The following is a 10,159-nucleotide window of genomic DNA, read 5'->3' on the forward strand; positions in this document are numbered from 1 at the left end:
AATGCTTACCTATTACTAACGGTTAGTTGAATAATTTTTTTGGAATTTTCAAGTAACAATCAACTAAGATTAGGGGCGGGTTAATAATGGGGCGTTTTTTTATTATTATAACAGCACTATTACTTTTTGTTATTGCAGGATGTCAATCCAATAATATCGAAGAAGTTGTAAACAAACACAATGATATTCAAAATATAGAAGGTTTAAATACATTTGTTGAAAAAGTAAAAAATTAAAATGAATACGATATAAACTACATTCAATACGGGGAAGAGGGACAACGTGGAGTAAGAACTTTAACGTATGATGGAGAACAAATAAATGTTTCTCATAGTGTCGATGGAAAATTTGTTGAGGAATATAAATGTAAAGATATAATTGTTGAAACAAGCATAGATGTTGAAAAATATATCCTTAGCCAATGTACAGGTAATTTAAATGGCGATTTTGAGCTATTATCAGTTTCGAATAAAGAATAGTAATTCAATTAACGGGTTGCTTAAGTTGAATAAGCAGAGATGGAATTTAGGTTTACTTTATTAAAACTTGAACCAGAAGGACACTGAGAAATTAATCAGTGTTTTTTTTATATTAATTTCTATCAGAAAATCACAAAAAAGCGATGCTAATATCATTTCGTTTTAAATCGCTGTTTGGACTCGATTTTGTATTTTGCATCTCTGAAGAGAACCCCTTAATAAAGTCCTACTCTTTTTTTATCATTGAATAGAAAGGATGACATGGGATTACAGGGAGGAAACAGTGAACTATCTAATCATTTTAGCTTTTGTTGCCAGTATCATGATCCTATAGATATGTTATTTATTGCACTAATTTCATTACTGATCATTATAAAATTGATCTATTGGCGTTAAAAATAGATTATAAATATTTGACAAAAACGATATTTTGATGAGATGTTGTTTTTATATACTCTTTTCTTATAACTCTTGTACTTTCTGGAAAAATACTCATTCCGTTAAGGGAAATTCCTTATTATGAACAAATGCTTTAGTTTGAATGTTGTTGGTCTTGTTTCATTTTAAGTAATGTATGTGCTGTTCCCCATTCATGCATGGCTACCAAAATAGGTTCTAAACTCTTTCCATATTCTGTGATCGAATACTCAACCTTTGGCGGTACTACAGGATACACTTTACGTGTGATAATGTACTCTTGCTCTAAATCGCGCAGTTGGTTTGTTAGCATTTTCTGTGTGATTCCAGGAATGCTTCGTTTTAAATCGCTGAATCTTTTCGTCCCATCCTTCAATAGTGTTAATAATATAATTGGTTTCCACTTACCCACTAATATACCAAGAGCATCTTCCACTTTGCATAATTCCGGTTGTATTTTCATGTTATTTTCCCTCCATAGTATACTTTTATATACTATACCACTTTGAAGTGTGTACTTATAATATATATCCTCGAAGATTATACTAAGATAATAAGGCAGTAAAGTAAGCAATAATGAAATAGTTAACAAATACGTAAGGATGGAAAGGTTGATACTAATGGAAAAATATCGCATAGATCAAAGTAAAGGACTAGAATTCGGGCTATATACACTGGGTGATCATATCGGAGATCCATTTACAGGAGAACGCATATCTGCTGAGCAGCGGATTCATGAAATTATAGATTTGGCTAAGCTAGCGGAGCAAGCAGGTATTGACTTTTTCAGTGTAGGTGAAAGTCATCAGGAGTATTTTGCAACGCAAGCGCATTCAGTTGTGTTGGCAGCCATTGCTCAGGCAACCAGTAAAATAAAAATTGCCAGCTCCTCGACGATTATTAGCACATCTGATCCGGTTCGTGTGTTTGAGGATTTTGCGACAATCGATTTAATTTCTAAAGGACGTGCAGAGATCATTGCAGGCCGTGCTTCACGAATCGGACTTTTTGATTTATTGGGTTATGACGTCCGTGATTATGAAGAATTGTATGAAGAAAAGTTTGAGTTGTTATTAAAGATTAGTAAAGAAGAAGTTGTCAATTGGAAAGGGAAGTTCCGTGCTCCATTGAACAATGCAAGGGTCATCCCACGTCCGCAAAACGGCTCCATGCCGATTTGGCGAGCTGTTGGAGGACATGCTGCAAGTGCGATTAAGGCTGGTTATGCTGGGGTACCGATGTTCCTAGCTGCATTGGGTGGACCTGCTACAAGCTTTAAGGCAACGATTGACGCATACCGTGAAGCAGCTGACAGTAAAGGGTTTGATTCGAAGACTCTACCAGTAGCAACGGCAGGCTTTTTCTATGCGGCTGAAACGACTCAGCAGGCACAAAAGGAGACATATTCTCACATTAACCAAGGAATGCAGCTAATTAATGGACGGGGTTATCCGAAGCAACATTTTGCACAGGGTGCAGATTCGCGTGATGTAATGAATATTGGGAGTCCACAGCAAATCATTGAAAAAATTCTTTATCAGCATGAGTTATTTGGTCATCAGCGTTATATAGCACAAATGGATTTTGGTGGTGTACCGTATGAAAGACTAATGAAAAATATTGAGCTAATTGGTACAGAAATTTTACCAGCAATTAAAAAATATACAGCAAAAAAATAGGGGGCATTTAACATGAAAATCGTTGGTTTATCCGGATCAATTGTGGGGTCTAAAACACGTACTGCCATGGACTATATGATAAATGAAACCATTAAAAAATATCCGGATGTAGAAGTGGTATTAATAGACTTAGCTGACTATGTTGTTCAATTTAGTGATGGACGCAATTATTTGGAATATGAGGGCGATACAGGATTTGTGACAAAAACGATTATGGAAGCAGATGCCATTATCATCGGAACACCTATTTTTCAGGCATCCATTCCAGCAACGTTAAAAAACATTTTCGACTTACTTCCGGTCAATGCATTTCGTGATAAAGTCGTAAGTATGCTTGTAACAGCAGGTTCACCAAAGCACTACCTAATTGTTGAGCAGCAGCTAAAGCCGATTTTGGCTTATATGAAAGCACAAATCGTTCAAACATACGTTTTTATCGAAGAGAAGGATTTTCATCGAAAAGAAATCGTGAATGATGATGTACTATTCCGGATCGACCGTTTAGTTGAGGATACCGTGGTGTTAACTGAAACATATACAACAATTCGAGAAGCAAAAGAAGAAACATACGATTTTTAATCATTAGTAGTTTCCTGAAGTTCAGTAGTAATTACCAATTTGAATAATTTCATTGAAATCATTCTGTTACAGTGATCTTTCAAGAAATACTAAAAGACACCACCAATCTGCTATAAGCTGATTGGTGGTGTCTTTGATTTAAACCTCAAAAATATAACGTGTTTTTACTGGATTGACGAAATTATTATTATCAAGAACTATTTGCTTTAAATTATTTAAAGTAAGGAATTTTCTTCAATGCAATGATGGCTGGAATGGCTATCAAGACTCCTACAACATTTTGTACAATATTACCAGGAATAGAGGCTGCTGGGACAATCCAACTGCTGAATATGATGGACTCACCAATATAATAGACGCCTATCATTAAGGGAATCGAAACGATAGTTGCGAGTAAGTTGAATGATTTACTGCGGCCGTTTCGACCATTCGACCAGGCAATTCTCCCAACGAGATAGCCTTGCAAGCCGCGAGCAATGATTGTAATGGGTGCCCACAATGTCCAACCAGCAAATAAATCGAACAATCCCATTCCAATTGCACCAGCAATCATTCCTGTTTTAGGACCAAATAAGATGGCAATGATGAAGAGCATGGCTGTTCCAAGATGAACTAACCCCCCATTCGCCGTAATGGGTAATCTGATATTTAATAAATATGTTGAAACGAATACAAGTGCAATTGCCATTGATGTAAGAATCAAATTAAAAGTGCGTGCGTTTGGATTATTTGTTATTTTTTTCATAGTCATATACCTTCCTTATCTATTCTTTATCAGCTACAAGGAATAGCCACTCTTAGGTTACTGTTTCCCTTGAAACCTATATCGTATACTTTTTAACAGGGATACCACTGATAACATTAGCAAATGAGTGGCTTTTTTAAAAGTACCAGTTTCGACTAAAACTTAGGGGTCAGTTTGATTAATTAAAACTCTAAGAGCAAAGAAGTAGTTTTGACATGGTGAATTTAGTAAGTAAGGGTATTACTAATGATCCAGACACGTCTTTCATTTCCCAAAAAACAAGGTTTAATTAACAGAAATTTCTTACATAAGTAGGTTGAATAGATTACTATGAAGAGAGAAAGTTTCATATTAAGGGGGATTTTTAGTGAAGAGTCAAGTTGCTATGAGTACATTCGAAGATTATGCGAAAGGTTTGATTCAAAAATATCAAATTCCAGGAACAGCTATTGGGTTTGCAAAAAACGGTGTACCAGTCTATGAGAAAGGGTTTGGATATCGTAATGTTGAAAAAGGACTTCCTGTGACAATGGATACGGTTTTTGGCGTAGCTTCTGTCACCAAGTCATTCACTTGTGTAGCGATTTTGCAACTGCAAGAACAAGGGAAGTTATCTGTCCATGATCCAGTTGTAAAGTATTTACCTGAGTTTTCTACACCAAAAGATGCTACAGAAAAAATGACGATTCATCATTTCATGACCCATTCAGCAGGGTTGCCACCTCTTCCTTCGCTTATTTATGCCAAGAAGAGAAGCTTGGATTTAGATCCAGCTCCAAATGATTATCCAGGACTGACGATTGATAAAGATGATAAACATGAGCCAATAGATACGTACGAACAGTTAATGGAGTTCATTGCTGGATTGGAATTCGACCTCCTGGGTGAGCCAGGAACCCAGTTTAGTTATTCGAATGATTCTTATGCGTTGTTAGGAACCATTGTACAAAGGGTAAGTGGTATCTCATTTGAACAGTTTGTAAAGGACAATATTCTCGAACCATGTGGTATGGAGCATACATGTTTCGAGATTGATGAACTGAAAGACTATGAAAATATTACATCTTTATATGCTGCTCGGAAGGTAGAAGACGGATTGGAAGTGTATGATTCACCGGTATGGTGGGAATCTCCTGCAATGCGAGGAGCGGGTGCTCTTAAATCTACGGTCAATGATATGCTAAAGTACGCTGAGATTGTAAGAAATAATGGGAAAGTCGGCAACAAAAAAATTCTTTCGAAGGAAAGTGTCGAGCTGATGACTACCCCATATATTGAATGTTCACCAGGTCGTTTTTACGGGTATGGCTTTATGATTACGCCGGAATATCACGGAGGGACTTTAATTGAACATGGCGGGAATCTGAAAGCAATTGCTTCGCAGCTATGTATTATTCCCGAAAGAGGGATTACAGGAATGATCTTAACGAACCTAGCGGGTGTCCCGGCAACTACTATTATGAGTGGAGCTCTTAATGATCTGGAAGGTCGTGCCGTTGATGCAACGCCGTTTCCATACACGAAGCATGAGCTTTCACCCGAGGAATTCAAAGATTACGAAGGGACTTATACTTCAAGTGAAGGGATGAGTCTTACCATTACGATTGGTGATGGGGTCCTCGAGTTCTTTACTCAAGGCACATCATTCCCGATGCAATGCATTGGCGAAGATCTGTTCCTTGCCATTGTTCAAGATCAAAGTGAGTTAATCCGTTTTGTTCGTGATGACACTGGTGGCATTGAGCGAGTGGCTTATCATATGCGACAGTTTCCTAAGGAATAGTATGGGTTTGTTCGATAGCTCAAACAAGTTGTTTTCTGCAGGAGACAAAAGGTCCATGGTTGTGAAGGAGGAATCATATGAAAGCGATGCTACGTCTTTATCAATTAGGAAACACAAATTACCGTTCAACTTTTTTTGATTTAATCCATGGCGATATAGAGACTAAGCTTTCATATCTATTCTCGAGGTATCCTAAATTGATTGAACTTTTCTTCAAGAAAATTGAAAGCCAATTTACTCAACAGAATCCTAAATTCATTCAAGAAATTGATTTTGTCCAAGTGGATGCGGAAATGTTATAGAAACGATAATCTTCTCCTTGAAGGGTGAACCCAAAGCCTTCAATACGAAATTGTGAGTGTAGTGAGTCAAGGTAAATGACTTTGAGAAACTCGAATCTAGGATGGGTACAAATCAAATTTAACTACAATTGTATAAACTGATTAATTGTTTCCCAGGGCCGACTGTATTAATGGTCACCAATAACAAGGACTAACATCAATTAAAGTTATAGATTACGTCTATGTATTAGGAATATTGTTGTGTTTTAAGAGCACTCTCTTTGAGTGCTTTTTGTTGTTGAGTAAGTATTTTTCATGACAGTTTGATAATTGAATAATCAAGCGAGGATGGATACTTTTAGATATTGGAAGTTATGACTATGAAAAACACCCCCTGTCTCATGAATTAGATGCATCATTTTCTTCTTTGATGTATATACTATGTATATACTTTTGGAATTGGGGGGATTATAATGTATTCAAATGACAATTTAGAAACCAAAACAAACCAAAATAAAGGGGTTGACTACATGTCTACTGTTGTTGCTCAAAAATGGGGAAACAGTTTGGGAATTCGTATTCCAAAAGAAGCTGCGGATAGAATAGGTATCGAACAAGGTTCCGAAATGGAATTAAATGTGATTGGAAGTGAATGTATCATCACATTGAAACCAAAAAGAACACGTAAGAAATACACATTGGAAGAACTCTTATCACAGATTACACCTGAAAATCGACACAAGGAAATTGACTTTGGGATAGAGGGACGTGAATTGATCTAATGCCATTAGCCGTACCTGAGAGAGGCGATTTAATTGTTTTAAATTTCAATCCACAATCCGGTCATGAACAAGCTGGGAGAAGGAATGCTATTGTTTTATCGCCCAAAGAGTTTAATCAAGAGACTGGATTTATAGCTGTTAGTCCAATTACCAATCAAAAGAAGGGTTATCCCTTTGAAGTGGATTTACCAAAAGAGGGATTAGCCCTTAATGGCGGTGGCTTCCCAATAACAGGGGTAGTCCTAACGGATCAAGTTAAAACATTGGATTGGACAGCTCGCAACCTAAAAGTTTTAAAGAAGTATGATCCAAAAGATTCGCAAATTAAAGAAATAGATGAAATAATTGATGAATGTCTAGCGAAAATAGGAACATTCCTGACATAACCCTTTCTCTAGTAGAAAGGGAATCCTTCTTAAAAAATACGTCCATAGAATAGAAACAAACATGAATGTTAAATTTTTCGCCAAAGGTTTGCAAACTTCTTTAGTTGCATACCTTTTTTTGTTAAGCAGGTATTTTCCTATCGGAGGAGGCTTAGTATGAAGGAACTTTATATAAAGCAGAAGGTATTTAGTTTAAGTGAAAATTTACGATTAAGGATCAGCAGGAGCAGGATGTTTACTACGTAGAGGGTAGTTTTTTTAAAATACCAAAGACGTTTTCCATTATGAATACAACGAGAGATGAAGTCGCGCTTGTGACGAAAAAGGTCTTAAGCTTTTTACCGAAGTTTTTTGTTGAGGTAAATGGCCGAGAAGTGTTAACGATTAAAAAAGAATTTTCATTCTTTAAAGCACGCTATACGATTGATGCTGCGGACATTGAGGTACAAGGTAACTGGTGGGATATGGATTTTCAAGTGTTACAACAAGGTGTGACGCACGGGGACGGTTCACATGCTTCCTTTTTGGGGCGTGGAAGCGGCAGAACCGTCCCATGCTTCAGAGCTCTTAATGATCTGGAAGGTCGTGCCGTTGATGCAACGCCGTTTCCATACACGAAGCATGAGCTTTCACCCGAGGAACTCAAAGATTACGAAGGGACTTATACTTCAAGTGAAGGGATGAGTCTATCCATTACGATTGGTGAAGGGGTCCTCGAGTTCTTTACTCAAGGAAAATCATTCCCGATTCAATGCATTGGCCAAGATTTGTTTCTTGCCATTGTACAAGATCAAAGTGAGTTAATCCGTTTTGTTCGTGATGACACTGGTGGCATTGAGCGAGTGGCTTATCATATGCGTCAGTTTCCAAAGGAATAGTTTGGGTTTGTTCGATAGCTTAAACAAGTGGTTTTCTATAGGAGACAAAAGAGCAAAGGTTGTGAAGGAGAATCGATTTGAAAACAATGCTACGTCTTTATCAATTAGGGAACACAAATTATTGTTCAACATTTTTTGATTTAATACATGGCGATACAGAAACTGACGCATGGGGACGGTTCACATGCTTCCTTCTTGGGCGTGGAAGCTGCAAAACCGTCCCCATGCTTCCGATGTTTTAAAAGAAGAAAACAGAACATACGTGTGGTATAATGAGAGAGTAATAAAATAGGTAACTCAAGGGTGGTTGGCTCACTCCCGTTCGAAAGGGGGTGGTGCCATGACAGTATTTGAAGCAATGATGTTAGCAGTAGCCTTTGCAACATTAATTGTTCTAGTACTTTCATTTAACCATAAAAAATAACCCATCCTTGAGTTAAAGGCTCAGATGGGTTATTGCTCTCGTTTAGCCAATCCCTTTGGAGGGAACCTACTATTACGTTGATCGTTTGGTGTAGATCCGCCAAACGGTCTTTTTTATTGTACGTCTAGTATAAGATAATTATACCAAACGAGTTTTGCTGTATCAACGATAAAGATTTAATTAATTGCGAAGTACCTGTATGAAATAGATGGACCGTGTTTAACTGAAGGGTACCTGTAAGAAAAACAAATCAACTTATACACTTCAATTGCATGAAGAATTTTAAGAACACTATGAATCCAGGGGTTTGCTGAGTTGATTCATTCAACATGCCGATTGTATTAATGGTCACTAATAACAAGGACCGGTATTCTATAGCAATTGGTGAAAATGTTTTATACATTAGAAGGATAGGTGACTTGTATGACATTAGCAGGGTATGTAAATTTCATAGTTGCATACCTTTTTTTGTTAAGCAGGTATTTCCCTATAATGCATTGAATATATAAAATGGATATACTTTTTTCAAATCGACTTTATTAATTTCTAATATCCAAGGGGGCTTACTATGAAGGAACTTTACATAAAGCAGAAGGTATTTAGTTTAAGTGAAAAATTTACGATTAAGGATCAGCAGGAGCAGGATGTTTACTACGTAGAGGGTAGTTTTTTTAAAATACCAAAGACGTTTTCCATTATGAATACAACGAGAGATGAAGTCGCGCTTGTGACGAAAAAGGTGTTAAGCTTTTTACCGAAGTTTTTTGTTGAGGTAAATGGCCGAGAGGTGTTAACCATCAAGAAGGAATTTTCATTCTTTAAAGCACGCTATACGATTGATGCTGCGGACATTGAGGTACAAGGTAACTGGTGGGATATGGATTTTCAAGTGTTACAACAAGGTGAAGTTATTGGTAAAGTGACCAAGGAGTGGTTCAGTTGGGGAGATAGCTACAAGGTTCAAATATTAAATGAGGAGATGGAAGCCATCATTATTGCGATCGTTGTCGCAATTGATTGTGTGAAGGCTGATGAAGCCTCTTCTTCATCTTCAGCGACAATTTAGACTAGGGATTTAGAAGGTAGAATGCTAAAGGCGATTATGTTTGCTGGAACAGAAGTGGCGCCGCGAGTTTGGGAAGAAATAACCAAATAGGAAGCAACGCAGCTCTGTTGGATATTTACATGAGGATGTCTACCTAATAAAAAAATAAGACTAAATAAAAAAAAGACAAACTTCATTTACAGAAGTCTGTCTTTTTTTCAAAGTAATGCAGGTGAATACTTAAATATATAGTAGAAAACATAAAGCCAGCTTAAACAACCATGTAAAATAGCCCATCCTATTGATTGGTAAGCTGTATACGAGATAATCATAGCAAGGCAAGTTCCAAAACCAATTCCCCTCTTTATGACTGAGGAAGTCTTTTGTTCCTTCTTTAAATTTACTTCATTCCCACCCCTTCATCTATTTTAAACACCTTTGTACCATGTTATGACAAAATACTCGGTATTATACCAACTGAATGGAAAACAAAATCCACAAATAAAAGTCAATTTCATAATAAAAAATCTAGTAATAATATCCTAACAAAGTTGATTTCCGCTCCATGCGGACGCTTTCCGTGGGGCACGGCTTCAATCTCCTCGGGCCAACAGGATGTTGGTCACGAAGACGTTGCCACACGACGTGGCGTTCTTAGCCTTCGTTCCTTAGTGTTCCTGC

General features: G+C 37.1%; 11 protein-coding genes and 1 pseudogene. 10 read left to right on the top strand and 2 right to left on the bottom strand.

Annotation, left to right across the window (positions count from 1 at the left end; all coding sequences use genetic code 11):
• Positions 1 to 86: 86 nt before the first annotated feature.
• Positions 87 to 236 (top strand): hypothetical protein, encoded by a 150-nt coding sequence (locus tag B371_RS23360; RefSeq protein ID WP_019413095.1) that lies wholly within the window; start codon positions 87 to 89, stop codon positions 234 to 236.
• Between the two features lie 775 nt (positions 237 to 1,011).
• Here the strand turns inward: B371_RS23360 and B371_RS0104415 are convergent.
• Positions 1,012 to 1,359 carry a helix-turn-helix domain-containing protein gene (locus tag B371_RS0104415; RefSeq protein WP_019413096.1) on the bottom strand — a complete coding sequence of 116 codons (348 nt, stop codon included), beginning with the start codon at positions 1,357 to 1,359 and terminating at the stop codon, positions 1,012 to 1,014.
• Positions 1,360 to 1,516: 157 nt separating this feature from the next.
• Here B371_RS0104415 and B371_RS0104420 point away from each other — a divergent pair, with 157 nt between their 5' ends.
• Together B371_RS0104420 and B371_RS0104425 are read left to right on the top strand one after the other, a co-directional pair.
• The gene (locus tag B371_RS0104420; RefSeq protein ID WP_026022965.1) at positions 1,517 to 2,575 is read left to right on the top strand and encodes an LLM class flavin-dependent oxidoreductase; all 1,059 of its coding nucleotides are present in this window, start codon (positions 1,517 to 1,519) and stop codon (positions 2,573 to 2,575) included.
• A 12-nt stretch (positions 2,576 to 2,587) separates the two neighbouring features.
• A complete protein-coding gene (locus B371_RS0104425) occupies positions 2,588 to 3,154 on the top strand; it encodes an NADPH-dependent FMN reductase (protein WP_019413098.1) in 567 nt (188 codons plus the stop codon).
• Between the two features lie 211 nt (positions 3,155 to 3,365).
• On the opposite strand, the gene B371_RS0104430 is transcribed toward B371_RS0104425, so the two are convergent.
• Complete coding sequence (locus B371_RS0104430) at positions 3,366 to 3,899, bottom strand: ECF transporter S component (RefSeq protein WP_019413099.1); 534 nt, start codon at positions 3,897 to 3,899, stop codon at positions 3,366 to 3,368.
• 367 nt (positions 3,900 to 4,266) lie between these two features.
• On the opposite strand from B371_RS0104430, the gene B371_RS0104435 reads away from it, so the two are divergent.
• The 7 genes and pseudogenes from B371_RS0104435 (at position 4,267) to B371_RS0104465 (ending at position 9,499) form a co-directional block, all read left to right on the top strand.
• On the top strand, positions 4,267 to 5,682 hold the full coding sequence (locus B371_RS0104435; RefSeq protein ID WP_019413100.1) for a serine hydrolase: 1,416 nt from the start codon (positions 4,267 to 4,269) through the stop codon (positions 5,680 to 5,682).
• 77 nt (positions 5,683 to 5,759) lie between these two features.
• Positions 5,760 to 5,984, top strand: a complete 225-nt coding sequence (locus B371_RS0104440) for a hypothetical protein (RefSeq protein WP_019413101.1) — start codon at positions 5,760 to 5,762, stop codon at positions 5,982 to 5,984.
• Positions 5,985 to 6,436: 452 nt separating this feature from the next.
• A complete protein-coding gene (locus tag B371_RS0104445; RefSeq protein WP_019413102.1) occupies positions 6,437 to 6,745 on the top strand; it encodes an AbrB/MazE/SpoVT family DNA-binding domain-containing protein in 309 nt (102 codons plus the stop codon).
• On the top strand, positions 6,745 to 7,131 hold the full coding sequence (locus tag B371_RS0104450) for a type II toxin-antitoxin system PemK/MazF family toxin (protein ID WP_019413103.1): 387 nt from the start codon (positions 6,745 to 6,747) through the stop codon (positions 7,129 to 7,131). The genes B371_RS0104445 and B371_RS0104450 overlap by 1 nt, the downstream gene beginning before the upstream one ends.
• Before the next feature lie 156 nt (positions 7,132 to 7,287).
• A pseudogene (locus B371_RS21270) lies at positions 7,288 to 7,634 on the top strand (LURP-one-related/scramblase family protein); the annotation flags it as partial.
• A gap of 682 nt (positions 7,635 to 8,316) precedes the next feature.
• A complete protein-coding gene (locus B371_RS23955) occupies positions 8,317 to 8,433 on the top strand; it encodes a putative holin-like toxin (RefSeq protein WP_237721501.1) in 117 nt (38 codons plus the stop codon).
• A gap of 568 nt (positions 8,434 to 9,001) precedes the next feature.
• Positions 9,002 to 9,499, top strand: coding sequence for an LURP-one-related/scramblase family protein (locus tag B371_RS0104465; protein ID WP_019413106.1), 498 nt, complete (start codon positions 9,002 to 9,004; stop codon positions 9,497 to 9,499).
• Positions 9,500 to 10,159: the final 660 nt, after the last annotated feature.

It is taken from the genome of Paenisporosarcina sp. TG20, from assembly GCF_000286315.1.
In the GTDB taxonomy this organism is placed as follows: Bacteria; Bacillota; Bacilli; order Bacillales_A; family Planococcaceae; genus Paenisporosarcina.

Coding starts and splice junctions, on each gene's coding strand:
- B371_RS0104440 (WP_019413101.1), top strand. CDS start 5,760: ATGAAAGCGATGCTACGTCTTTATCAATTAGGAAACACAAATTACCGT.
- B371_RS0104420 (WP_026022965.1), top strand. CDS start 1,517: ATGGAAAAATATCGCATAGATCAAAGTAAAGGACTAGAATTCGGGCTA.
- B371_RS0104430 (WP_019413099.1), bottom strand. CDS start 3,899: ATGAAAAAAATAACAAATAATCCAAACGCACGCACTTTTAATTTGATT.
- B371_RS23360 (WP_019413095.1), top strand. CDS start 87: ATGGGGCGTTTTTTTATTATTATAACAGCACTATTACTTTTTGTTATT.
- B371_RS0104445 (WP_019413102.1), top strand. CDS start 6,437: ATGTATTCAAATGACAATTTAGAAACCAAAACAAACCAAAATAAAGGG.
- B371_RS0104425 (WP_019413098.1), top strand. CDS start 2,588: ATGAAAATCGTTGGTTTATCCGGATCAATTGTGGGGTCTAAAACACGT.
- B371_RS0104415 (WP_019413096.1), bottom strand. CDS start 1,359: ATGAAAATACAACCGGAATTATGCAAAGTGGAAGATGCTCTTGGTATA.
- B371_RS0104465 (WP_019413106.1), top strand. CDS start 9,002: ATGAAGGAACTTTACATAAAGCAGAAGGTATTTAGTTTAAGTGAAAAA.
- B371_RS0104450 (WP_019413103.1), top strand. CDS start 6,745: ATGCCATTAGCCGTACCTGAGAGAGGCGATTTAATTGTTTTAAATTTC.